Source organism: Streptomyces sp. NRRL S-455 (assembly GCF_000717875.1).
In the GTDB taxonomy this organism is placed as follows: Bacteria; Actinomycetota; Actinomycetes; order Streptomycetales; family Streptomycetaceae; genus Streptomyces.
In genome coordinates, this window is sequence record NZ_JOCT01000014.1 from 29,211 (window position 1) to 53,683 (window position 24,473).

Annotated in this window: 21 protein-coding genes; 13 read left to right on the plus strand and 8 right to left on the minus strand. The window is 72.9% G+C overall.

The features are described 5' to 3' along the window. Window position 1: 1 nt before the first annotated feature. Both aceB and IE97_RS0119970 read right to left on the minus strand, forming a co-directional pair. Entirely contained in the window at window positions 2-1,627 is a 1,626-nt protein-coding gene (aceB, locus tag IE97_RS0119965; protein ID WP_030242196.1) for a malate synthase A, read from the minus strand. 130 nt (window positions 1,628-1,757) lie between these two features. After that, complete coding sequence (locus IE97_RS0119970; protein WP_030242200.1) at window positions 1,758-2,378, minus strand: nucleotidyltransferase family protein; 621 nt, start codon at window positions 2,376-2,378, stop codon at window positions 1,758-1,760. Window positions 2,379-2,609: 231 nt separating this feature from the next. Between IE97_RS0119970 and IE97_RS0119975 the strand changes: the two genes are divergently transcribed. Beyond that, window positions 2,610-2,903 (plus strand): DUF5955 family protein, encoded by a 294-nt coding sequence (locus tag IE97_RS0119975; RefSeq protein WP_078603311.1) that lies wholly within the window; start codon window positions 2,610-2,612, stop codon window positions 2,901-2,903. A gap of 253 nt (window positions 2,904-3,156) precedes the next feature. On the opposite strand, the gene IE97_RS0119980 is transcribed toward IE97_RS0119975, so the two are convergent. Next, entirely contained in the window at window positions 3,157-3,954 is a 798-nt protein-coding gene (locus IE97_RS0119980; protein ID WP_030242214.1) for an IclR family transcriptional regulator, read from the minus strand. A 271-nt stretch (window positions 3,955-4,225) separates the two neighbouring features. On the opposite strand from IE97_RS0119980, the gene allB reads away from it, so the two are divergent. Next, entirely contained in the window at window positions 4,226-5,566 is a 1,341-nt protein-coding gene (allB, locus tag IE97_RS0119985; protein WP_030242216.1) for an allantoinase AllB, read from the plus strand. A 44-nt stretch (window positions 5,567-5,610) separates the two neighbouring features. Next, complete coding sequence (gene alc / locus IE97_RS0119990; RefSeq protein WP_030242220.1) at window positions 5,611-6,726, plus strand: allantoicase; 1,116 nt, start codon at window positions 5,611-5,613, stop codon at window positions 6,724-6,726. A gap of 143 nt (window positions 6,727-6,869) precedes the next feature. Here alc and IE97_RS0119995 read toward each other — a convergent pair whose 3' ends face one another. Then, window positions 6,870-7,613, minus strand: coding sequence for an SDR family oxidoreductase (locus IE97_RS0119995; RefSeq protein WP_030242223.1), 744 nt, complete (start codon window positions 7,611-7,613; stop codon window positions 6,870-6,872). A 168-nt stretch (window positions 7,614-7,781) separates the two neighbouring features. Between IE97_RS0119995 and IE97_RS0120000 the strand changes: the two genes are divergently transcribed. Continuing rightward, the gene (locus tag IE97_RS0120000) at window positions 7,782-8,408 is read left to right on the plus strand and encodes a dihydrofolate reductase family protein (protein ID WP_030242226.1); all 627 of its coding nucleotides are present in this window, start codon (window positions 7,782-7,784) and stop codon (window positions 8,406-8,408) included. A gap of 106 nt (window positions 8,409-8,514) precedes the next feature. Beyond that, window positions 8,515-8,910, plus strand: a complete 396-nt coding sequence (locus IE97_RS0120005) for a ribonuclease (RefSeq protein ID WP_030242227.1) — start codon at window positions 8,515-8,517, stop codon at window positions 8,908-8,910. Between the two features lie 17 nt (window positions 8,911-8,927). Here IE97_RS0120005 and IE97_RS0120010 read toward each other — a convergent pair whose 3' ends face one another. Next, window positions 8,928-9,128, minus strand: a complete 201-nt coding sequence (locus IE97_RS0120010) for a hypothetical protein (protein ID WP_030242230.1) — start codon at window positions 9,126-9,128, stop codon at window positions 8,928-8,930. 179 nt (window positions 9,129-9,307) lie between these two features. On the opposite strand from IE97_RS0120010, the gene IE97_RS0120015 reads away from it, so the two are divergent. Together IE97_RS0120015 and IE97_RS0120020 are read left to right on the plus strand one after the other, a co-directional pair. Continuing rightward, complete coding sequence (locus IE97_RS0120015) at window positions 9,308-10,621, plus strand: histidine kinase (RefSeq protein WP_051705049.1); 1,314 nt, start codon at window positions 9,308-9,310, stop codon at window positions 10,619-10,621. A 115-nt stretch (window positions 10,622-10,736) separates the two neighbouring features. Continuing rightward, the gene (locus IE97_RS0120020) at window positions 10,737-11,414 is read left to right on the plus strand and encodes a response regulator (RefSeq protein WP_030242235.1); all 678 of its coding nucleotides are present in this window, start codon (window positions 10,737-10,739) and stop codon (window positions 11,412-11,414) included. Window positions 11,415-11,434: 20 nt separating this feature from the next. Here the strand turns inward: IE97_RS0120020 and IE97_RS0120025 are convergent, their stop codons facing one another. Further along, window positions 11,435-12,457, minus strand: a complete 1,023-nt coding sequence (locus tag IE97_RS0120025) for a Gfo/Idh/MocA family oxidoreductase (RefSeq protein WP_030242238.1) — start codon at window positions 12,455-12,457, stop codon at window positions 11,435-11,437. Window positions 12,458-12,585: 128 nt separating this feature from the next. On the opposite strand from IE97_RS0120025, the gene IE97_RS0120030 reads away from it, so the two are divergent. The 5 genes from IE97_RS0120030 (at window position 12,586) to IE97_RS40535 (ending at window position 20,780) form a co-directional block, all read left to right on the plus strand. Next, window positions 12,586-13,323, plus strand: a complete 738-nt coding sequence (locus IE97_RS0120030; RefSeq protein ID WP_199807036.1) for a GntR family transcriptional regulator — start codon at window positions 12,586-12,588, stop codon at window positions 13,321-13,323. Window positions 13,324-13,456: 133 nt separating this feature from the next. Further along, the gene (locus IE97_RS0120035) at window positions 13,457-14,605 is read left to right on the plus strand and encodes an ROK family glucokinase (protein ID WP_030242244.1); all 1,149 of its coding nucleotides are present in this window, start codon (window positions 13,457-13,459) and stop codon (window positions 14,603-14,605) included. Beyond that, a complete protein-coding gene (locus IE97_RS0120040; protein WP_030242248.1) occupies window positions 14,602-15,180 on the plus strand; it encodes a hypothetical protein in 579 nt (192 codons plus the stop codon). Before IE97_RS0120035 ends, IE97_RS0120040 begins: the two co-directional genes overlap by 4 nt. Window positions 15,181-15,265: 85 nt before the next feature. Further along, window positions 15,266-18,094 carry a DEAD/DEAH box helicase gene (locus tag IE97_RS0120045; RefSeq protein ID WP_030242253.1) on the plus strand — a complete coding sequence of 943 codons (2,829 nt, stop codon included), beginning with the start codon at window positions 15,266-15,268 and terminating at the stop codon, window positions 18,092-18,094. Between the two features lie 769 nt (window positions 18,095-18,863). Further along, window positions 18,864-20,780, plus strand: a complete 1,917-nt coding sequence (locus tag IE97_RS40535) for an SWIM zinc finger family protein (RefSeq protein ID WP_234331841.1) — start codon at window positions 18,864-18,866, stop codon at window positions 20,778-20,780. A gap of 41 nt (window positions 20,781-20,821) precedes the next feature. Here IE97_RS40535 and IE97_RS0120065 read toward each other — a convergent pair whose 3' ends face one another. Next, on the minus strand, window positions 20,822-22,744 hold the full coding sequence (locus tag IE97_RS0120065; RefSeq protein ID WP_030242261.1) for an SMI1/KNR4 family protein: 1,923 nt from the start codon (window positions 22,742-22,744) through the stop codon (window positions 20,822-20,824). Window positions 22,745-22,910: 166 nt separating this feature from the next. Between IE97_RS0120065 and IE97_RS0120070 the strand changes: the two genes are divergently transcribed. Further along, entirely contained in the window at window positions 22,911-23,951 is a 1,041-nt protein-coding gene (locus IE97_RS0120070) for a 2-hydroxyacid dehydrogenase (protein ID WP_030242266.1), read from the plus strand. Between the two features lie 33 nt (window positions 23,952-23,984). On the opposite strand, the gene IE97_RS0120075 is transcribed toward IE97_RS0120070, so the two are convergent. Beyond that, complete coding sequence (locus IE97_RS0120075; protein WP_234331836.1) at window positions 23,985-24,335, minus strand: STAS domain-containing protein; 351 nt, start codon at window positions 24,333-24,335, stop codon at window positions 23,985-23,987. Between the last annotated feature and the right edge of the window lie 138 nt (window positions 24,336-24,473).

Sequence of the window (24,473 nt, forward strand, 5' to 3'; positions counted from 1 at the left end):
ATCAGCCCTTGAGCTGCTCGTACGCCGGCAGGGTCAGGAAGTCGGCGTAGTCCTCGTCGAGGGCGACCGTCAGCAGCAGGTCGTGCGCCTGCTGCCAGTTGCCCGCCGCGAAGGCCTCCTCGCCGATCTCGGCCTTGATGTTCGCGAGTTCCTCGGCGGCGACCTCGCGGGCCAGCTCGGCGGTGACCAGATCGCCGTTGTCGAGGACGACGCCCGCGTTGATCCACTGCCAGATCTGGGACCGGGAGATCTCGGCGGTGGCGGCGTCCTCCATCAGGTTGAAGATCGCGACCGCGCCGAGGCCGCGCAGCCAGGCCTCGATGTAACGGATGCCGACCTGCACGGCGTTGACCAGGCCCGCGTACGTCGGCTTGGCGTCCAGTGAGTCGATGGCGATCAGGTCGGCGGCCTTGACGTCGATGTCCTCGCGCAGCCGGTCCTTCTGGTGGGGCTTCTCGCCGAGGACCTTGTCGAAGGACTCCATGGCGATCGGCACCAGGTCGGGGTGGGCGACCCAGGAGCCGTCGAAACCGTCGTTCGCCTCACGGTCCTTGTCGGCGCGGACCTTCTCGAAGGCGACCTTGTTCACCTCGGCGTCCCGGCGGGACGGGATGAAGGCCGCCATGCCGCCGATCGCGTGCGCGCCGCGCTTGTGGCAGGTGCGGACGAGGAGTTCGGTGTAGGCGCGCATGAACGGGGCCGTCATCGTGACCGCGTTGCGGTCCGGCAGGACGAACCTGGCGCCGCCGTCACGGAAGTTCTTGACGATGGAGAAAAGGTAGTCCCAGCGGCCGGCGTTCAGTCCGGAGGCGTGGTCGCGCAGCTCGTAGAGGATCTCCTCCATCTCGTACGCGGCCGTGATCGTCTCGATCAGGACGGTCGCGCGGACGGTGCCCTGCGGGATGCCGACGTAGTCCTGCGCGAAGACGAAGACCTCGTTCCAGAGGCGGGCCTCCAGGTGCGACTCGGTCTTGGGCAGGTAGAAGTAGGGGCCCTTGCCGAGGTCCAGCAGGCGCCCCGCGTTGTGGAAGAAGTACAGCCCGAAGTCGACGAGCGCGCCGGGCACCGGGGTGCCGTGGGCGTCGACGAGGTGACGCTCGTTCAGGTGCCAGCCGCGCGGGCGCATCACGACCGTGGCGAGTTCCTCGTTCGCCTTCAGGGCGTAGGACTTGCCGGACTTCGGGTCCGTGAAGTCGATGTTCCGGGTGTAGGCGTCGATCAGGTTGAGCTGGCCGTGGACCACGTTCTCCCAGGTGGGCGCGGAGGCGTCCTCGAAGTCCGCGAGCCACACCCGGGCGCCCGAGTTGAGGGCGTTGATGGTCATCTTGCGGTCGGTGGGGCCGGTGATCTCGACCCGGCGGTCGTTCAGGGCGGCCGGGGCCGGAGCGACCCGCCAGGAGTCGTCGGCGCGGATCGCGGCCGTCTCCGGGAGGAAGTCGAGGGTGGAGGTGCGGGCGATCTCGGCGCGCCGCTCGGCGCGGCGGGCGAGCAGTTCGTCACGCCGGGGCGTGAAACGCCGGTGCAGCTCGGCCACGAAGGCGAGCGCCGCTTCGGTGAGGACCTCCTCCTGCCGCGGCAGGGGCTCGGCGTCGACGATGGCCAGCGGGGACGGCGCTGGTGCGGACATGGAGTGTCACTTCCTTCAGCGAGCTACGAAGACGAGCCGGCGGTTCGGCACCGGGCGCCAGTCTTCCCGAAAACGGCGTTCCACGCCCTCAGAGCCCTCAGGCGTTTCTGGTAAGTGGATACTAGTTTCCTCATGGTGGAAGTTCAAGGTGGGTGAGGTCGGCCTCGGTGTCGATGTCGAAGGGCCGGGCCACGTCCCCGCACTCGACGAGCGTGATCGACCGCGCGTGCTCCTTCAGGTAGGCGCGTGCCCCCCGGTCGCCGGTCGCGGTCGCGGCGATCCCCGCCCAGTGGGCGGCACCGAACAGCACCGGATGGCCCCGGACTCCGCCGTAAGCGGCCGACACCAGCGACCCTTCCCCCTCGTACGCCTGCAGTACCCGGGCCACCGCCTCCGGTCCGATGCCGGGCTGGTCGACGAGCGAGACCAGGGCGGCGGGTGCGCCCGAACCGGCCAGCGATTCCAGTCCGGCCCGCAGGGACGTCCCCATCCCCTGTTCCCAGTCGGGGTTGTCGACGAGGGTGCAGTCCGTCAGATCGGCTCGTGCGCGCACCTCGTCGGACCGCGCTCCCAGAACCACGTGAATCCGTGCGCAGCCCCCCTCGCGCAGCACCCGCGCCGCGTGCTCCACCAGGGGCCGCCCCCGATGGCTGAGCAGCGCCTTGGGTCGCCCGCCCAGCCGCCGCCCGCCACCCGCGGCGAGCAGCAAGGCAACCACACCCGCCCCCTCCGTCGTCTTCCTCGTTGTCATGGGTCCTGCATACCGCACGACCTTGGGCCGAGAAGTTACGCAGCGGAGCAAGTTGATGACGCAATGGACTGGCGCCCGGCGCCCCGCGTCGTTTACTGTCGCCCGCACCGACCGGCCGGGCGGGCGGCCGGCGCCCGGTGTGGGGGACTTCGCGTCGGACCGGCACGCGCACGACGTGGTGCGAGGGGGAGGACTGTGTTGCGGAGCGTGGAGCAGAGGCAGCAGGGGCCTGTGACCAGCGGCGACGAGGATCCGCGCGGGACGGAGCTGCGTTCCGCCGTGGCGCGGTTGCGCCGTCGGCTCGCAGCTCACCCAGGTGAGTTCGCGGACCGGACCATCGCCGAGGAGGAGCTGGCCGCCCTGGACGCGATGGCCGCCGAGGGCACCCCCGAGATCCCGCGGCTGCGCCGCTCCCTGCTGCTGATCGCAGGTGCGATCGGTTCGGTGAGCGCGCTGTCCCCGGAACTGACGGAGGTCCGCCGGGCCGTGGACCTCTTCGGAGGGCCGGTGCGCGGCCAGGGGTAGGAGCGTCGGCTCGTCGAAGAAACCGGTCGCCCGGTGCGGGACCGGCGCGGCAGGCTGTCGTTCACGCACCCCCGCCCTGTGCGCCCGGGGCCCGCCCGCCGACCTCCATGGCACCCGGCCCGTCCGGTTGTTCGCCGCTCGGGCGTACGGCGCCTGTCCGAGATGCGGTGACCGCCCGCGGCGGCCGTGCCGGGCCCGGTTCCGGTCCGGGTATGCCGTTGCCGGGCTCGTGAGCCGCTCGTGTCGTCACCCGTCAGGCGGGGCTCTGGCTCGCGAGTGCCTCGGAGAGCTCGCCGGCGATCTGCTGGAGCACCGGGACGATCTTCTCCGTCGCCTCCTCCGTGACGCGCCCCGCCGGGCCGGAGATGGAGATGGCCGCGGCCGTGGGGGAGCCGGGCACCGAGACCGCCAGGCAGCGGACGCCGATCTCCTGCTCGTTGTCGTCGATGGCGTAGCCCTGGCTGCGCACGTCCTCCAGGGCCGCCAGGAACCCGTCGGGCGTGGTGATCGTCTTCTCCGTCGCGGCCGGCATGCCCGTACGGGCGAGCAGGGCGCGCACCTCCTCCGGAGGGAAGCCGGCGAGCAGCGCCTTGCCCACGCCCGTGGAGTGCGGCAGCACACGCCGGCCGACCTCCGTGAACATGCGCATCGAGTGCTTCGACGGCACCTGCGCCACGTAGACGATCTCGTCCCCGTCCAGCAGCGCCATGTTCGCCGTCTCGCCGGTCTCCTCGACCAGCCGCGCGAGATAGGGGCGCGCCCAGGTCCCCAGCAGCCGGGAAGCCGACTCGCCCAGGCGGATGAGGCGCGGGCCCAGCGCGTACCGGCGGTTGGGCTGCTGACGTACGTACCCGCAGGCCACCAGCGTGCGCATCAGGCGGTGGATGGTCGGCAGGGGCAGCCCGCTGCTCGCGGACAGCTCGCTCAGACCGACCTCGCCGCCCGCGTCCGCCATCCGTTCGAGCAGGTCGAAGGCGCGCTCCAGGGACTGGACGCCGCCGTTGGCGGAGGACCGGGCGGAGTCGGTGGTGCTGGCGCTGGACGTCGGCACGGCGCGTTCCTTTCGGGGCTGGCGGAAGAGCTGAAGCCTACCCGGCGGTCGGTTGACTCCCCGCTCGTACGTCGTTACGTTCTGCGTGCTGGAAGGTGAATTCCGCTTCGCGGAAACGCCCAGGAGGGGTAGGAATTCTTGCGTGGAGGGTGCGGTAGTTCCAGTGTGCCCTTGACGGTGCGGGAGAGGGAGTGAAGACTCCTTCAACAGAAAGTTGAATTCCGTTACGCGGAAGAAGCAGGCGGAAACAGGCGGAAGCGAAGGGGGTCGGGTGTCCGACGCTGAACTGGTGCTGCGCTCGACGCGAGTCATCACCCCCGAGGGGACACGCGCCGCTTCGGTCGCGGTGGCCGCCGGCACGATCAGGGCCGTCCTCCCGTACGACGCACCGCCGCCGGAGGGGGCCCGCCTCGAGGACCTGGGCGACCACGTCCTGCTGCCCGGCCTGGTCGACACCCACGTGCACGTCAACGATCCCGGCCGCACCGAGTGGGAGGGCTTCTGGACCGCCACTCGCGCCGCAGCGGCCGGCGGTATCACGACGCTCGTCGACATGCCCCTCAACTCCCTCCCGCCGACCACGACCGTCGCGCACCTGCGCACCAAGCAGCAGGTCGCCGCGGACAAGGCGCACATCGACGTCGGATTCTGGGGCGGTGCCCTGCCGGACAACGTCAAGGACCTGCGCCCGCTGCACGAAGCCGGGGTCTTCGGCTTCAAGGCGTTCCTCTCACCGTCCGGCGTGGACGAGTTCCCGCACCTCGAGCGGGACCCGCTCGCCCGCTCGATGGCCGAGATCGCCGCCTTCGACGGGCTGCTCATCGTGCACGCCGAGGACCCGCACCTGCTCTCCTCGGCACCCCAGCGGGGCGGCCCCAGGTACGCCGACTTCCTCGCCTCCCGCCCCCGGGACGCCGAGGGCACCGCCATCGCGCAGCTCATCCGCGAGGCCAAGGCGCTCGACGCGCGCGTGCACGTCCTGCACCTGTCCTCCAGCGACGCTCTGCCGCTGATCGCCGAGGCGAAGGCGGAGGGCGTACGTCTGACCGTTGAGACCTGCCCCCACTACCTGACCCTCACCGCCGAGGAAGTCCCCGACGGCGCCAGCGAGTTCAAGTGCTGCCCGCCGATCCGCGAGGCCGCCAACCAGGACCTGCTCTGGCAGGCCCTGGCCGACGGCACCATCGACTGCGTCGTCACCGACCACTCCCCGTCCACCGCCGACCTGAAGACGGACGACTTCGCCACGGCCTGGGGCGGCATCTCGGGACTGCAGCTGAGTCTGGCGGCGGTCTGGACCGAGGCCCGCAGGCGGGGGCACGGTCTGGAGGACGTGGTCCGCTGGATGTCTTCGCGCACGGCCGAACTGGTGGGCCTGGACCGGCGCAAGGGCGCGATCGCACCGGGCCGTGACGCCGACTTCGCCGTCCTCGCCCCCGACGAGACCTTCACCGTGGACCCGGCGGCCCTCCAGCACCGCAACCACGTCACGGCGTACGCGGGCAGGACCCTGTACGGCGTGGTGAGGTCCACCTGGCTGCGCGGGCAGCGCATCCTCGCGGACGGCGAGTTCACCGAGCCGAAGGGACGGCTCCTCACCAGGCAGCCGTAGCCATCCCCGTATCCCTGCCGGCCGACTCCCGAAAGGCACAACCCGTGACGGCGATTCCCAGCTTCACCGGCGACGCGAACCCCTACGGAGGCGGCGACCCGTACGCGGACTACCGCACCGCCGACTTCCCCTTCGCCCGGTACGCCAACCTCGCCGACCGGCGCCTCGGTGCCGGGGTCGTCGCCGCCAACGACGAGTTCTTCGCCCAGCGCGAGAACCTGCTGGTGCCCGAGCGCGCCGAGTTCGACCCCGAGCACTTCGGGCACAAGGGCAAGATCATGGACGGCTGGGAGACGCGCCGCCGCCGGGGCGCATCGGCCGACCACCCGTGGCCGACCGCCGAGGATCACGACTGGGCGCTGGTCCGCCTCGGCGCACCGGGCGTGATCCGGGGGATCGTCGTCGACACGGCCCACTTCCGCGGCAACTACCCGCAGGCGGTGTCGGTCGAGGGGACGTCGCTGCCGGGCTCGCCGTCCCCGGAGGAACTCCTCGGCGACGACGTGAAGTGGACGACCCTGGTGCCGCGCACCCCGGTCGGCGGCCACGCGGCGAACGGCTTCGAGGTCTCCGTGAGACAGCGCTTCACACACCTGCGCCTCAACCAGCACCCCGACGGCGGCATCGCACGCCTGCGCGTGCACGGCGAGGTCGTCCCGGACCCCGGATGGCTGGAGGCCCTGGGCACCTTCGACGTCGTCGCCCTGGAGAACGGCGGCCGGGCCGAGGACGCCTCCAATCTCTTCTACTCCCCGGCGAGCAACACCATCCAGCCGGGCCGCTCGCGCAAGATGGACGACGGCTGGGAGACGCGCCGCCGCCGTGACCAGGGCCACGACTGGATCCGCTACCGGCTGGTGTCCCAGGCCCGGATCCGCGCCCTGGAGATCGACACCGCGTACCTCAAGGGCAACAGCGCCGGCTGGGCCTCGGTGTCCGTGCGCGACGGCGAGGACGGCGAGTGGCGCGAGATCCTGCCCCGCACCCGCCTCCAGCCCGACACCAACCACCGCTTCGTCCTGCCGGCCCCGGCCGTCGGCACCCACGCGCGCGTGGACATCTTCCCGGACGGCGGCATCTCCCGGCTGCGCCTGTTCGGCTCGCTGACCCAGGAGGGCACGAGCCGCCTCGTGGCGCGCCACCAGGAGCTGGGCGGTTAGGGCGCGAAAGCGGCCTCTGCCGCGCGATGCCCGGCACGCAGCGGACGCCACGCGGCCGCCCTCCGGACGTCCAAGGCCCTTCTTGCGGCGGGACCCAGGCACCCGGGGCGCACCGGCCACGGCACCGGCGCGCCCCACGTGGCTCACGCCGCGTGTCCGCCGTCCACCGCGAACTCCGCCCCGGTCACATACGTCGCGCCGGCCAGATACGCCACCGTCGAGGCCACCTCGTCCGCCGTCCCGAACCGGCCCAGCGCGGTCATCGCCGCCTGACCCGACGCGAACGGTCCGTCCGCCGGGTTCATATCGGTGTCGGTCGGGCCGGGAAGGACGAGGTTCGCGGTGATGCCGCGCCCGCCCAGCTCCCTCGCCAGGGCCTTCGTCAGGCCGACCAGGGCCGCCTTGCTCATCGCGTAGAGCGTCCCGCCGGGCCCCGGCACACGCTGGGCCATGCAGCTGCCGATCGTGATGATCCGCCCGCCCTCCGTCATGCGTGCTGCGGCGGCCTGGGAGGCCAGGAAGACACCGCGTACGTTCACGGCGAGCACCCGGTCCACATCCGCGAGCGACAGGGTCTCCAGCGGCCCGAGCACCCCCACACCGGCGTTGTTGACGAGGACGTCGAGGCCGCCGAGCGCCTCGGCCGCCGTGGCCACGGCACCGGCCGCCTCGTCCGCGTCCGCCGCGTCCGCGCGCACCGCCACCGCCCGGCGCCCCAGCGCCTCCACGGCCCGCACGACGTCCTCGGCCGCCTCCTTGCCGTTCACATAGCCGACGGCCACGTCCGCGCCTTCCCGGGCCAGCCGCAGTGCCGTCGCCGCCCCGATGCCCCGGCTGCCGCCGGTCACGAGAGCCGTCTTGCCGTCGAGAGTTCCTTGAGTCGTCATGCGTCCATCTCAGCGCCGGGGCGGACGGCACGCTGGCGGCGAACGGACATGGACGTCCCCGGTTCTCCTGTCCGGGGAGCCATACGGCCCAGCGATGAGTTGCGGGTGCCGCCGGGGTCTGAACCGATGACAGCAGATCCCTGTCGTTCCGGAAGGAAGGCACCCGCCATGGGCAAGCTCGTCTCCACCCTCTTCGTCACCCTCGACGGCGTCTACCAGGCCCCGGGCGGGCCCCAGGAGGACACCCGAGGGGGCTTCACCCACGGCGGCTGGAGCTTCCCGTACGCCGACGACGACTTCGGCCGCTTCATCAGCGAAGTCTTCACCCGGCCGGGCGCGTTCCTGCTCGGCCGCCGTACGTACGACATCTTCGCCACGTACTGGCCGAAGGTGACCGACCCCGGCGACCCGGTCGCCTCCAAGCTCAACTCCCTGCCGAAGTACGTGCCTTCCTCGACCCTGACGGACCCAGGGTGGGCGGGTACCACCGTGATCTCCGGCGATCTCGCCGAGGAGGTCACCGCCCTGAAGGAGCGCACCGACGGTGAGGTCCAGGTGCACGGCAGCGGTGCGCTGCTCCGGTCCCTGCTCGCGCTGGACCTCGTCGACACGCTGCATCTGCTGACCTTCCCGGTCGTGCTCGGCAGCGGGTTCCGGCTGTTCCCCGAGGGCGCCCGGCCGACCGCGTTCGAGCACGCCGGAGGCAGCGTCACCGGCGCGGGCGTCTCGGTCCAGACGTACGACCTGGCGGGCCGCCCGCGGTACGGCGAGTTCGGGTTGCCGGAGAACGCGTAGCCGCGCGGGGTCGCGGGCTGACTTCCGCCCGACGCACCGGAGTTCACGGCACGTTCCTCGAACTTGTCATTGACATGCCAGTGTCTACGCGGGTCATCATGACCGCATGAACTTCCCCCCACGCGCCTCGCGGCTCGGCGCAGCAGCCGCACTCGTGTCCGCCCTCCTCATCGGCGGCACCGTCTCCGCGACCACGGCCGACGCGGCCCCCACCGCCGTCGGCGACATCTGCTACAGCGACCTGCCGCCCCAGGCCCACGACACCCTCGACCTGATCGAGCGGGGCGGCCCCTACCCCTTCGAGCAGGACGGCACCGTCTTCCAGAACCGGGAAGGCATCCTGCCCGCCCAGTCCTCCGGCTACTACCACGAGTACACGGTCATCACCCCCGGCTCCGACACACGCGGCGCGCGGCGCATCGTCACCGGGGAGAGGAACCAGGAGGACTACTACACGGCCGATCACTACGAGTCGTTCGACCTGGTCGACCACGGCTGCTGAGGAGGCCCTCCGGCAGCTCAGGCCGACTTCCGGCTCCCGGCGGCCGCGAACAGGGCGATGCCCAGCACCAGCAGGGCGACGCTCGCGTAGACCTCGTAGCCGTCGAGGAACCCGAGCCGCTGCACGAGGCCCCAGTCCCAGTCGGTGAACTCGTGCACCAGGCCCGCCACGCCCTGAACCAGGGCGAGCAAGCCGAGAATCTCCAGTACCTGCTTCATGGCGGAAAGCCTCGCCCCGCGGACCCCCCACGCACATCGGCCGCGGGGCGAGCCCCCCGCAGACACAAGTCCCCGCTCCGCACGGCCGGCACAGTCGAAAGTCTGAGATGAGGCGACTTTGGTCGAGGATCCGGCCAGGGGGCGGTGGAACGCGCCGGGCCTGCGTAGATTGGCGGACCGTGAGCGGTGACAAGGCGGGGCAGCCTTCCCCGGTGCTGACGGAGGAGACACCCGCGCTCTTCACCGGGCCCAGATGGTTCATCCCGTCCGCCCTGCTCCACGAGCTCGACCCCGGCGCCACCCGGGCCGGGCGACGGCCCCGGCGCACGCCCCGCGACTGGCTCGTCGACTTCTCCTGCTTCCTGCTGGCCGTGCTGGTCGGCCTGCTCGCCGCCGAGGCGGTCAACGACAACCCCCATGTGCCGCTCGAACTGGCCGTCGCCGACCAGGTGATGGGTGCGCTGGCCTGCGCGGCGGTGTGGTTGCGCCGCCGTTGGCCGCTGGGACTGGCCGTGGCGCTGACGGCCGTCACCGCGGTCTCGGACACGGCGGGCGGCGCGAGCCTGATCGCCCTGTTCACCCTGGCCGTGCACCGCCCCTTCCGCTACGTGGCCTGGGTGGGCGGCTTCGGCGCGGCCATGGCGCCGCTCATCTACTGGCTGCGCCCCGACCCCGACCTCCCCTACGTCGTGATCGTGGTCCTCGGCGTGCTGCTCACCGTGGCGATCGTCGGCTGGGGCATGTTCGTCCGGGCCAAGCGGCAGCTCCTGCTGAGCCTCAGGGACCGTGCCCGGCGTGCCGAGACGGAGGCGCGGCTGCGGGCCGAGCAGGCGCAGCGGCTCGCCCGCGAGGCCATCGCGCGGGAGATGCACGACGTACTCGCCCACCGGCTGACCCTGCTCAGCGTGCACGCGGGCGCTCTGGAGTTCCGGCCCGACGCACCCCCTCTCGAGACGGCGCGGGCGGCGGGCGTGATCCGGGAGAGCGCGCACGAGGCCCTGCAGGACCTGCGGGAGATCATCGGCGTCCTCAGGGCGGGCGAGCCGGACGACACGGGGCGGCCGCAGCCGACGCTCGCGGCGCTGGACCCGCTGGTGGCCGAGTGCCGCGAGGCCGGCATGAAGGTCACCCTCCACCGCCGCGTCACCGACCCGGCCGCGGTCCCGTCCTCCGTCGGCCGCACCGCCTACCGGATCGCCCAGGAGGGCCTGACCAACGCCCGCAAGCACGCCCCCGGCACAGAGGTCACGGTGTCCGTCACCGGCGCACCCGGCGAGGGCCTCACCGTCGCCGTGCGCAACCAGCCCCCCGAGGGCGAGGTGCCGCCCGTACCCGGCTCCGGGCAGGGGCTGATCGGGCTGACGGAGCGGGCCACCCTCGCGGGCGGCAGCCTGGAGCACGGGCACACCCAGGGAGGCGGATTCGAGGTGCGGGCGTGGTTGCCGTGGGGTCCGCACGGGACGGCCCGGCCACGGCCCTTGAAGGGCCCGTGACCGCCGCGCAGCCGAGCCTGCCGCCCGTCAACAGGGCGCTCTGGAGAAGCAGTTGGCGTCGGGTCGCAGCACGTCCGGGCCCCGTGCCCGCCCCGGCCGTGATTTCGTAAGGCCCATGACTGCGATCAGACTGCTCCTCGTCGACGACGATCCGCTGGTGCGGGCCGGGCTGTCCTTCATGATGGGCGGGGCCGACGACATCGAGATCGTCGGAGAGGCGGCCGACGGCGGTGAGGCGGAGGCGCTCGTCGACCGCACCCGCCCGGACGTCGTACTCATGGACCTCCGGATGCCGGTGGTGGACGGTCTCACGGCGACGGAGCGGCTGCGCGCCCGCCGGGACGCCCCGCAGGTGGTGGTCCTCACCACCTTCCACGCCGACGAGCAGGTGCTGCGCGCGCTGCGCGCCGGAGCCGCCGGATTCGTCCTCAAGGACACCCCGCCGGCCGAGATCCTGGCGGCGGTGCGCAAGGTCGCGGCCGGCGACCCGGTCCTGTCGCCCACCGTGACCCGCCAGCTGATGCGGCACGCGGTCGGTACCGCCGTCGACACCCGCCGCAGGAGCGCGCGTGAGCGGGTGGCCGCCCTCAACGACCGCGAGCGTGAGGTCGCCGTCGCGGTCGGCCGGGGCCTGTCCAACGCCGAGATCGCCACCGGCCTCTTCATGAGCGTCGCCACCGTCAAGACGCACGTCTCCCGCGTCCTGGCCAAGCTCGACCTCAACAACCGGGTCCAGATCGCGCTGCTCGCCTACGACGCGGGACTCCTGGAGGAGGGCCAGGAGGGGGCCTGATCCCCACTCCGGACCGGCCCTCAGGCGAACGCGCGGGCGGCCCCGCCGGCGATCTCCACGAGGCGCACCGGTCGGCGCTCCCGGCGCGACAGCTCGCACGCCTCTGCGATACGCAGCGCCTGAAGGGCCTCGCGCCCGTCACAGGGATTGGGCCGCTCGCCCCGTACGACCTCGACGAACGCGTTCAGTTCCGCCTCGTAGGCCGGGCCGAAGCGCTCCAGGAAGCCGGTCCAGGGCTTGTCGGCGGCCGGCGGCCCGGTCGGCTCGGTGGACGCGATCGGCGTACGGTCGTCCAGTCCGACGACGATCTGGTCGAACTCCCCGGCCAGTTCCATGCGCACGTCGTAACCCGCCCCGTTCATCCGGGCTCCGGTGACGGTCGCGAGGGTGCCGTCGTCGAGGGTGAGCAGCGCCGCGCCGGTGTCGACGTCACCGGCCGCGCGGAACATCGCCGGCCCCGCGTCGGACCCGGCCGCGTACACGTCCACCACCTCCCGGCCCGTCACCCAGCGCAGCACGTCGAAGTCGTGGATCAGCGTGTCCCGGTACAGCCCGCCCGACAGCGGCAGCCACGCGGCGGGCGGCGGCGTCTGGTCGCTGGTCAGTGCCCGCACGGTGTGCAGCCGCCCCAGCCTGCCGGACCGCACGGCCTCTCGTGCGCCCGTGTACCCCGTGTCGAAGCGTCGCTGGAAGCCCATCTGGAGCACCGTCCCGGCCGTCTCGACCTCGGCGATCGCGCTCAGCGTGCCCGGCAGATCCAGCGCGATGGGCTTCTCGCAGAACACCGGCAGGCCCGAGCGTGCTGCCCGACCGATCAGTTCGGCGTGGGCCGACGTGTTCGTCGTGATCACCACGGCGTCGACCCCCCACCGGAAGATCTCCTCCACGCCCGGCGCCGCCGTCTCACCCAGCCGGTGTGCCAGTTCCTGGGCCCGCGCGGTGTCCGCGTCCGTGAGGATCAGGGAACCGACGTCCCGGTTCCGGCTGAGCGTGTTCGCGTGGATGGTGCCGATGCGGCCCGTCCCGATGACCCCGATGCGCATGGAAACAAAGTGCGTCCACAGCCCGCCGCTGTCAATCTGTATGTCCGGACAACCTGACTACACGACTTCCCGTCAACAGCGCACGGAGCTACGCTCGGCGCGTGCCGAAACCAGAAGTGGACCCGACCGTGCAGCTCGAGCTGAGCGTGGACCGCAGCTCTCCCGTGCCGTTGTACTTCCAGCTGTCCCAGCAGCTGGAGGCCGCCATCGAGCACGGCACGCTGACCCCCGGCAGCCTGCTGGGCAACGAGATCGAACTCGCCGCCCGGCTCGGCCTGTCCCGGCCGACCGTCCGCCAGGCCATCCAGTCGCTCGTCGACAAGGGCCTCCTCGTCCGCCGCCGCGGCGTGGGCACCCAGGTCGTGCACAGCCAGGTCAAGCGCCCCCTGGAACTCAGCAGCCTCTACGACGACCTGGAGGCGGCGGGCCAGCGCCCGGCCACCACGGTGCTGGTCAACACGGTCGTTCCCGCCTCCGCCGAGGTCGCCGCCGCGCTCGGCGTCGCCGAGGACAGCGACGTCCATCGTGTGGAACGCCTCCGCCTCGCCCACGGCGAGCCCATGGCCCACCTCTGCAACTTCCTGCCCCCCGGCCTCATCGACCTGGACACCGACCAGCTGGAGACCACCGGCCTCTACCGCCTCATGCGAGCGGCGGGCATCACCCTCCACAGCGCCCGCCAGTCGATCGGCGCCCGGGCCGCGACGACGGAGGAGGCGGAACGCCTCGCGGAGGAGGCGGGGGCACCCCTGCTCACCATGCAACGCGTCACGTTCGACGACACGGGCCGCGCGGTCGAGTACGGCACGCACACCTATCGTCCGACCCGCTATTCCTTCGAGTTCCAGTTGCTCGTGCGTCCTTGAGGGGCGCGGGGCCGTATCGATGTGCGGCTCCGCCGCGTGGGCGCGACAAGCCCCCACGCACCCGCACACGGCGACGATCCGCATGACCCCTCTGCTCCGCACCCTGCCTCACGGTGAGGCAGAATCGTCGGCGATGAGCACCTACCGCGACTTCACCGCCCCCATCGGTTCCCGACGTGCCACCGCGCTCCGCACGGTCGGCACCCGGGAGCGCCGCTCACTCCTGACGGCACCCCGTGTGCCGACGGTCGGCATCGACATCGGTGGTACGAAGGTGATGGCGGGCGTCGTCGACGCCGACGGCAACATCCTGGAGAAGGTCCGCACCGAGACCCCGGACAAGTCCAAGAGTCCCAAGGTCGTCGAGGACACGATCGCCGAGCTGGTCCTGGACCTGTCCGACCGGCACGACGTGCACGCGGTCGGCATCGGCGCGGCCGGCTGGGTCGACGCAGATCTCAACCGCGTGCTGTTCGCCCCCCACCTGTCCTGGCGCAACGAACCGCTCCGCGACCGCCTCTCGGGCCGGCTCTCCGTACCGGTCCTCGTGGACAACGACGCCAACACCGCCGCCTGGGCGGAGTGGCGCTTCGGTGCCGGTCGCGGCGAGGACCACCTCGTCATGATCACGCTCGGTACCGGCATCGGCGGTGCCATTCTGGAGGACGGGCAGGTCAAGCGCGGCAAGTACGGCGTCGCCGGCGAGTTCGGCCACATGCAGGTCGTGCCCGGCGGCCACCGCTGCCCGTGCGGCAACCGCGGCTGCTGGGAGCAGTACAGCTCCGGTAACGCCCTGGTCCGCGAGGCACGCGAACTGGCCGCCGCGGACTCGCCGGTGGCGTACGGGATCATCGAGCACGTCAAGGGCAACGTCTCCGACATCACCGGCCCGATGATCACCGAGCTGGCCCGCGAGGGCGACGCCATGTGCATCGAGCTGCTCCAGGACATCGGCCAGTGGCTGGGCGTCGGCATCGCCAACCTCGCCGCCGCCCTCGACCCCTCCTGCTTCGTGATCGGCGGCGGCGTCTCGGCCGCCGACGACCTGCTGATCGGCCCCGCCAGGGACGCCTTCCGCCGGCATCTGACCGGCCGCGGCTACCGCCCCGAGGCCCGTATCACCCGGGCCCAGCTCGGCCCCGAGGCCGGCATGGTCGGCGCCGCCGACCTGGCCCGGCTGGTGGCCCGCCGCTTCCGGCGCGCCAAGCGCCGCCGGGTGGAGCGGCACGAGCGCTACGAGCGGTACGCGCAGGCCCGCCGCGGTACCCAGGAGACGTTGTGACCACCTCCCTGCCGCAGCAGGGCTCCTGGCCGGAGGGGGAGCGTCCGGCCGAGGACCGCCGCCACATGATCCGCCGCAGGGCGCTCACCCTGCTGATCATCGTGCTGCTCATCGGCATCCCGGCCGGCTACCTGGTGCTCTCCGCGAACCAGAGCCGGGACAGCGGCAAGGACAAGGAGGCGAAGTACTCGGCCACCGGTCTGACCGCGGGCTGGCCGTCCAAGCTCCAGCGCCGCATCTACCAGGTGCCCATCCCGCACCCGGCCTGGCACGTGGCGTACTACGAGACCAACAACTGGAGGACCAGCCGCCTGTACGCCCAGTTCGAGACCAACGCGGCCGGTCTGGACGCCTATCTGACCGGCCTGGGCGTGACCCGGAAGGACCTGAAGGAGGGGGCCGTCACCATCGGCGCCCGGGACCGGAAGATCACCGGCTGGAAGCTGTCCGAGGACGACGGGTGGTACGGCTTCGTCCACCGGCAGAAGAACCCCGCCCCCACGCACGACGTGGTCGTGGACCTGTCCAACCCGGCGTATCCATGGGTGTACGTGGTGTCCCGGACGGTGCCCTGACCCGGCCGCCGGGGCCGGTTGTCAGACCTCGCCCGTAGAGTCGGAGACAACTGATCCGGCACAGGGACGGGAGGTGACAGGACGCATGGGTGACACGGCCATGGTGGCCGAGCGGGCGGGCGACGCGACGGTCCCGGTCCGGCTCCCGGCCGTCTTCCTGCCCGCACCCCTGCCGCGCGACGGACGCATCGCCTTCTGGGACCCGGATGGCGAGCCCCTGCCTTCCGAGGACACCGAGCTGACCGTCGTACGACGGCACGCGGCGGGTGTCCGGCGGCGGACCACCCCGGCGCTGTCCCTCCCGCTGGACAGAGCCCTGCCCCTCCTGGTGCGCGCCCGGCACGACCCGGCGGCCCACCCCGCCACCGCCTGCTGGGGCGCCGCCGCCCTGCACGCCCTGCGGCTGACCGCGCGCGGGCGGCTGCTGCCCGGCCTGACCGCCACCGGGAACGACGCCTGGCGCGCCGGCCCGCTCGACCCGGACGACATCGCGCACCTGCGCGCGGTGGCCGCCGCCCTGCCCTACGAGGGGCACGCCGTCCCGCTGCCCGGCCCGGGCCCGATCCGGCTGCCCGAACCGGAAGCCCTGGTACGGGCCTTCCTCGACGCGGTCGCCGACACCCTGCCCCGCACCCCGGCCGCGCCCCACAGCAACGGCAGGCCCTTCGCGGCCCGCGAGGCCCAGCACCTGCCCGGCGCCCTCGACTGGGCCGCCGAGGTCGCCGCCGGCATGGACGCCGGTGTGCGGATCTCGCTCCGCCTGGACCTGTCGGCCTACGACCTGTTCGACGACGCCTCCGGCGGCGGCGTACGCAGCGCCGGCGCGGCGATCGTCCAGGTGCACAGCCTCGCCGACCCCACCCTCGTCGCCGACGCCGCGGCGCTGTGGGCGGGCGCGGCGGACGACGCCTTCGGGCCCCGCGCCCGCGTGGACGCGGCCCTCGCCGTCCGCCGCGCGGCCCGGGTCTGGTCCCCACTGGACCGGCTCTCCGACCAGGACGTGCCCGACGTGCTGGCCCTGACCGAGGACGAGCTGAGCGACCTCCTCGGAGTCGCGGCCACCCGGCTGGCCGCGGCCGGGGTCGCCGTGCACTGGCCGAGGGACCTCGCCCAGGACCTGTCCGCCATGGCGGTGGTCCGGCCGGCCCCCGGCTCGGCGACCGACGGCACCGGCTTCTTCGAGAGCGAGGACCTGCTCGGCTTCCGCTGGCAGCTCGCGCTCGGCGGTGACCCGCTCACCGAGGCCGAGATGGACGCCCTCGCCGAGGCCCACCGTCCCGTCGTCCGGCTGCGCGACCAGTGGGTGCTGGTCGACCCGGCCCTCGTCCGCAAGGCCCGCAAGCGGGACCTGGGCCTCCTGGACCCGGTCGACGCGCTGTCCGTCGCCCTCACCGGCACCGCCGACGTGGACGGCGAAACCGTCGAGGCCGTACCGGCCGGCGCGCTGGCCGCCCTGCGCGACCGCCTGATCTCGGGGGTACGCCCGGCCGAGCCGCCGCCCGGCCTGCAGGCCACCCTCCGTGACTACCAGCTCCGGGGCCTGGCCTGGCTCGACCTGATGACCTCCCTCGGCCTCGGCGGCTGCCTCGCCGACGACATGGGACTGGGCAAGACCGTCACGCTCATCGCCCTGCATCTGAAGCGTGCCCGCAGCGAGCCGACCCTGGTGGTCTGCCCCGCCTCGCTGCTGGGCAACTGGCAGCGGGAGATCACGCGGTTCGCACCCGGCGTCCCCGTCCGCCGCTTCCACGGCCCCGACCGCAGCCTGGCCGGCCTGGACGGCGGCTTCGTCCTCACCACGTACGGCACGATGCGCTCGGCGGCCCCCGCCCTGGCCGAGCAGCCCTGGGGCATGGTCGTCGCCGACGAGGCACAGCACGTGAAGAACCCCTACTCGGCCACGGCCAAGGCGCTGCGCACCATTCCGTCGCCCGCGCGTGTGGCCCTGACCGGCACGCCCGTGGAGAACAACCTGTCGGAGCTGTGGGCGCTGCTCGACTGGACGACCCCGGGTCTTCTCGGCCCGCTGAAGTCCTTCCGCGCCCGGCACGCCCGGGCCGTGGAGACCGGCGAGGACGAAGAGGCGGTGGAGCGCCTCGCCCGCCTGGTCCGCCCCTTCCTGCTGCGCCGGAAGAAGTCCGACCCGGGCATCGTGCCGGAACTCCCGCCCAAGACGGAGACCGACCACCCGGTGCCCCTCACCCGCGAACAGGCCGCGCTGTACGAGGCGGTGGTCCGCGAGTCGATGCTCGCCATCGAGACCGCCGAGGGCATGGCCCGCCGGGGCATGGTGCTGAAGCTGCTGACCTCGCTGAAGCAGATCTGCGACCACCCCGCGCTGTACCTGAAGGAGGAGCACGCGCCGCCCGGCGACCGGCTCGCCGCCCGCTCCGGCAAACTCGCCCTGGTGGACGAGCTGCTGGACACCCTGCTCGCCGAGGACGGCTCCGCGCTCGTCTTCACGCAGTATGTGGGGATGGCCCGGCTGATCACCTCACATCTGGCCTCCCGGGCGGTCCCGGTCGACCTCCTCCACGGAGGCACGCCGGTCCCGGAACGGGAGCGCATGGTGGACCGCTTCCAGGCCGGCGCGACCCCGGTCCTCGTGCTGTCCCTCAAGGCAGCCGGCACCGGCCTCAACCTCACCCGCGCGGGCCACGTCGTCCACTTCGACCGATGGTGGAACCCGGCCGTCGAGGAACAGGCCACCGACCGCGCCTACCGCATCGGCCAGACCCAGCCCGTCCAGGTCCACCGCCTCATCACCGAGGGCACGGTCGAGGACCGCATCGCCGAGATGCTCCAGGCCAAGCGGGCCCTGGCCGACGCGATCCTCGGCTCCGGCGAGTCGGCCCTCACGGAACTCACGGACCGCGAGCTGTCCGACCTGGTGTCCCTGCGGAGGACGCCATGACGCCTCGCCGCAACCACGAGCCGACCGACGTGGCGTTCCTGCCCACGGTCGTCATGACCACCCACCGGGCCTCCGACCTGTCCGGCCTTCTGCCCCCGCGGAGGACGCCATGACCTCCCGCCCCTCCGACGAGGCCCGCCGGGCACTGCGCGCTGCCCGGGAGCGGGCGCCGCGCGACCCGGACACCGCGGCGGCTTCCCGCCCCGCACCCCCGCCCTCCCCGTCGACCGGCTCCACCGGCCAGGAGACCCGCCGACCGGCGGACGTGGCCCGCGAGGCTCTGCGACGGGCGGTGTCCGAGCACCGGGGCGGCGCACGGCCGGGGAGTGACATGGGCGCGGTGGGGGAGGCCGACGCGCCCGCCGATCAGCAGGGGCATGTCCCGCCGGAGACGGCGGGACCCGCTGAGCCGGGATCCGATGACGGGGCGGAGAGCGGGAAGAGCCCAGGCGGGACGAGTCCGGCCGATGTTCCCACCGACGAGGCGGGCCGGCCTGCCGCCTCACCGGAGAGCACCGTGAGCGGTCACGGAGGGGGCACCGACCGGCCGGCCCCACGCGCGTCGGACATCGCACGCGAGGCGCTGCGCGCCTCCCGGGAGGACGCGCGGCGGGCGCGGGAAGAGACCGAGAACGAAGGGGCCCGGCGCAGGCGCGGGGCACGGCAGCGCCGTGTGGACGAGCGGGCGGCGGCTGCCCGACGGGCGCGCGGACACGCCGTCGGCGGGGAAGCGCGTGACGTACGGCAGTTGCTGTCGGACACCTTCCGGATGCCCGGGGTGCCGGGCGATCCCGATGTGACGCCCGAGGGTGCGGGTGCTGCGGGCGGTCCGGTCGTGCTGCAGGAAGGTGCGGGTGCTGCGGGTGATCTGAAGAACCACCCGGGACCGGAGGGCGCGGATGCCGCGGGTGATCGGGGTTGGGCGCCGGGGGGTGCGGGTGCTGCGGGAGATCTGGGCCCGGGACCGGAGGGCGCGGACGCCGCGGGTGATCTGGGTCCGGCGCCGGGGGGTGCGGGTGCTGCGGGAGATCTGGGCCCGGGACCGGAGGGTGCGGGCGCTGCGGGTGATCGGGGTTGGGCGCCGGGGGGTGCGGGTGCTGCGGGAGATCTGGGCCCGGGAGCGGAGGGTGCGAGTGCTGCGGAGGATCAGGACACCGCGCGCGAGCGCACGGACGACCCGGGCGATCCGGACCCGGCGCCCCTGGGTTCGGACCAGGCCGGCCACCGGGAGCGGCCCGGGAGCGGCTCGCCGCGCAGTGCCGCCGCGCCCGCCACCGGCGGCACCCCGGCACCCGCGACCGCAGGCACCCACGCTCGCGCCGACACGGCCACCCCGCCTCCCCACGGCCCCGGACCCTCCACCGCCCCGCCGTCGGCCCGTCGATCCGCTGACAGTCCTCACACCCCCCGGGCTCCCCACTCCATGGCCGCCCCCGGCCGGGACAACGAACTCCGCCGGACCTTCCCGGCCTTCCCGCCCCGCGAGCCGGACGGCGACGGCTTCGCCGAGAGCTGGTGGGGCAACGCCTGGGTCGCCGCGCTGGAGCAGGGCGCGCTGGACGTCAAGCGGCTGGAGCGGGGGAGGGGGTATGCCGGGCAGGGGCATGTCGACGCCATCACCGTGACGCCCGGACTGGTCCTGGCGTACGTGCGGGGCAGCCGCCCGCGGCCCTACCGCGTGCAGGTGCGGTTGCGCACACTGGACGAGTCCGACTGGGAGCGGTTCCTGGACGCCGCCGCCGACCGGCCCGGGCACATCGCGGCCCTGCTGGACAAGGAACTGCCCCAGTCCCTCGCGGACTGCGGCGTGCCCCTGCTGCCGCGCCCCGGTGACCTGGAGCCGCGCTGCAGCTGTCCCGACCGGGGGCACCCCTGCAAGCACGCCGCCGCCCTCTGCTACCAGACCGCGCGGCTGCTCGACGCCGACCCCTTCGTCCTGCTCCTGCTGCGCGGCCGGGGCGAACGGGAACTGCTCGACGCCCTGTCCCGGCTGAGCGCCACCAGGGCGGCGCGCGCCGCTCAGGACAGGGAACCGGCGCCGCTCCCCGGCGTGCGGGCGAAAGAAGCCCTCGAGCCGCGCACACTCCCGCCGCTGCCCGCCCCGCTGCCCCCTCCTCCGCACCCCGAGCAGCCCCCGGCCTACCCGGCGTCACCCGGCGGCCCTGACCCCTTCGCCCTGGACCAGCTGGCCACCGACGCCGCCGCCCGGGCCCACGCGCTGCTGACCACGGGGTGTGACCCCGTGGGGCAGCTGACGCTCTGGGAGGACGCGGTGCGCCTGGCAGCGGCCCGCCCCGGCTCCGGACTCACCGCAGGCACCCGGGCGCTCTACTCCTCCCTCGCCTCCGCGGCGGGCCGTACCCCGTCCGAGCTGGCGCGTGCGGTTGCCGCCTGGCGGCAGGGCGGACCGGAGGGACTGGCCGTACTGGAGGAGCCCTGGGACCCGCCGGCCGGGCGGTTCGACCGGGCCCGCCCGCTCCTGCTCGCCGCCGACCTGCCGGCCTTCCGCCCCTGGCGCAACCACCTCACCCATCCCCAGGGGCACGTCCAGCTCCGCCTCGGCCGCGACGGCCTGTGGTACGCCTACGAGTCCGAGCCGGGCCGCGACGACTGGTGGCCGAGGGGGACGCCGGACCTGGACCCGGTCGGCGCCCTGACCGGCCTCGGCATCCCGGGCGACCTCTGAGACGCCCTCAGCGTGAGGGCCGGCGAGAGAGCAGCCGCACTTCAATCGCCGCCGTCCGCCGGGGCCGCGCTTCCGTAGTCGATCCAGACTCTCGTGTACGTGTCACCGTCCCTGGGCGGCCGCGTCCAGGAGCGGGTGGCGAAGGTGTGCAGCCGCCCGTTCACGATGGCGTGACGCGGCAGATGGGCACCGAACTCCCCGGCCACCGCTTCCAGCAGCGACCGTTCCGTCCCGACGCCGTCCTCCACGTCACCGAAGAACCGGCTCGGGTCCAGCGCCCGCGGTATCTCCCCGCTCGACCGGACCTCACCGTCCGCGTACGTGAATGCGTACTGCTCGGCACCGTCCGCCGCCACCGAAAGGTGGAAGAACGGTTCCCGGTGGGTTGTCCTCAGCCCGCTCCACACCACCACCGCGCGGGTGCCCGCGCTGGCGCTCGCGGCCGGGGAGACGAACCGCCGCCGGTCGAACTGGGCGGGATCACCGTCGAAGGCGAAGCTCCAGCCGTGGCCGGCCCGGCCGACCGCCATGAGAGCCCTGTCGTCGTACGAGAAATCCCTCCGGTTGCGCAGCGATCCGCGACGCGCCTCCCAGAAGGTCAGGGGTTCGTTCAGCACCGTGCCCTCCCCGTCCGCGAGACGTCCGGGCAACTCCTCCGGCTCCACTCCCTCCACCAGGACGAACCGGTAGGACGTGCGGTTGTTGCCGGGGTCCGGTTCCGCGAGCCACGCCAGGCCGCCCGGGTCGATCCCGGCCGTCGGCCCAGGCGCCTCACCTGACTGCCCGCCCCTCGGCGTGGACAGCAACTCGCGGCCCCGCTCCTGGGTCAGCAGGGGTCCGAGCACCGGGTCGGCCAACCAGCCCAGCGGTGCCAGGTGGTGCGGACCCAGCGGCTGCCACAGGGGCACAGCGTCCAGCAGCGTCCGCCACGCCGCGTCGGTGTCTCCCCACCGGGCCAGCTCCCGCGCACGCTCGACCGCTTCCCCGAACGGTCCGGCCGGCGTGTACCGGTAGGTGCCGTTCCGCACCTGATCCAGCGTCGCGTAAGCCAATGACGTCAGGTCCTCGTCGGCACCCCGCAGATGGAACCTGAGCGTGGAGTCGCCCCGGTACGAGTGCGCCGCGTGCTCGGCGACCAGCGGCGGCAGCAGGTCGGGCGCGTACCGCGGGTCCGTCACCAAGTCCTCGAAGTACATCGAGTCGGTCCGTCCGAGCAGGCGGCGTATCTGGTCGCCCAGCCCGGCGGCCAGCGGTCTGCCGTACTCCTTGGCCTCGTCCAGCGCCCGCTTGGCCCGCTCCCAGCCGCCGCGCAGCGCCTCCAGCCGGGCCTCCTCCACCTGGGCGTCAAGCTGTCGCGTCGTGTCGTTGACCAACGCCGGCTCCCCGTCGCCCGGGCGCGCCCGCAGGCGGTGGAACTCGCGGTGCATCTCCCGCATGAACTCGAGGAAGTTCGCGTACCGCTCGGGTGGTGCGGCCCGCCAGCTCGCCCATGTGTACACGGCCCACTCACCGTCCTCGTCCACGTCCGCCGGGTCCAGGAGGACGTACGTGGCGTCGGACTCGACGTCGAGCTGCAGACCGCGCCGCCAGAGGTCCGCCTCCCGCCGCTCCTCGGGCTCGGCGTCCTCGTCCAGGTACTCCTCGAACACGTCCGCGAGCCTCGACTCGTTGTCGTGCCAGCGCGTGTCCTGGGTCCCCGCCAGCAGCCACACGAACCCGCCGGCGTGCCGCCACCCGTCGCTGACCTTGAGGAACTCCCGGTACGACGGGGGCATCCGCCGGCCGAGGCGCTCCTCCATGGCGGTGATCCGCTCCTCGGAGGCGGGCGGTAACCCCAGCCACCGCGCTTGCCGGGCGGCCTCGTCGTCCTCGTCGCGCGTCTCGTCGTCCGGAAGGGAATCCGCCCATTCCCCGCTCCACTTGAGCAGGAAGGACCGCCAGTCGAATGCCGTGGTGTCCGTCATGGACCCGATGCTGCCACCCCCCACTGACAGTGCCTCATGAAGGCCGTGCACTCGAACCCGACGCCGTACCGGGCAGGCAGGGTCTCCTCGGCACGGCGGGCGGCGGCCGTTCGGGCTCCGCCCTACGGTGGAGACGCGGCCACCCGCTCCGACGGAAGGAAAGCACGTGGAGATCGTCGCGTACGGCGTCCTCGCGGACGAGGAACCGCTGCTGCGGGAGTCGTTCGACCGGGTTTTCGCCGGCAGTCATGAGCTGCGCTGCCTGGGGCTGTTCCTGGACCGGGACACCGCCCCGACCGCGGAGGGCCACGAGGTCGTGCTGTCCGGCGTCAACGACACCCTGGACGCGGAGGTGCTGCGCGCTCTGGCCGACGGCGGGACGAGGATGATCGCCCAGCGGGCCACCGGCTTCAACAACATCGATCTGACGGTGGCCGAGGAGCTGGGGCTGACGGTGGCCCGCGTGTCGTACTACTCCCCGTACTCGGTCGCCGAGTTCGCCTGGGCGCTGGCGCTGGCCGTCGATCGCCGGATCGTGCGGGCCGCCCACCGCACCCGGGAGTTCGACTTCCGGCTCGACGGCCTGATGGGCCGTGACCTGCACGGCCGCACGGCCGGGATCATGGGCACCGGAAAGATCGGGACCGCCTTCGCCCGCATCGCCCACGGCTTCGGGATGCGGCTGCTGGGCTGGGACATCAACGAGAACCCCGAGTGCCTCGCCCTGGGCATGCGGTACGTCGAGCCCGAGCGGCTGCTCGCCGAGTCGGACCTCGTCAGCCTGCATGTGCCGCTCCTTCCCAGCACCCACCACCTGGTGGACGCCGAGGCGCTGGCGCTGATGAAGAACGACGCGATCCTGATCAACACCAGCCGTGGCGGCCTGATCGACACCGGCGCCCTGCTGGACACCCTGCGCGCGGGGAAGCCGGCTGGTGTCGGCCTGGACGTGTACGAGGAGGAGGCCGGACTGTTCTTCCTCGACAAGTCCCTGGAGGTGATGACCGACGAACGCCTCGCCCGGCTGATGACCTTCAACAACGTCCTGGTCACCTCGCACCAGGCGTACTTCACCCGGGACGCCGTGGAGCAGATCGCCGAGACCACGGTCCGCAACATCGAGGACTACTTCTCGGGTCGCACCGGCGACAACACCCTGGTCGGGCCTTTCGCGTCGGGCCACGACGGGAAGGCGTTCTCGCGGTGACCCGAAGCGGGGCATGGACGGACGGCCACCTCATCAGCCGGCGGCAGGCGCGGCGGCCCGCATCGCAGGGGCCAGGGCCGTGCCCAGGTCGGAATAGAGCTCGAAGACCTCCGCCAGGCCGACGGCGCGAAGGATCCGCCGGAAGCCGGCACTCCCGGTGACCAGCCGGAACCGGCCCTGCCGCGCCTCGGCCCGGTTCCGTGCCCGGCACAGAACCCCGAGACCGGTGCAGTCGATGAAGGTCGCGGAGCTCAGGTCCAGCACCAGATCGGGGCACGGGCCGGCGGTCAGGGCGTCCAGCCGGGAGGCGAGGGACGGCGCGGTGAGGATGTCGACGTCGCCGCGCAGCTCCACGACGGTGGTTTCACCGACGGTCTGTTCCATGCGGTGAGGTGCGGACCTGGGGCGGTTCTCGGACATGGAATGAGAAAAACAGGATAAGGAGAAGCGCGGGTAGGGCCTTTCGGTCCTGACCGCCTGGTCCGCACGGGCCCATCCGGCACGGCGAAACGGCCGACCGGC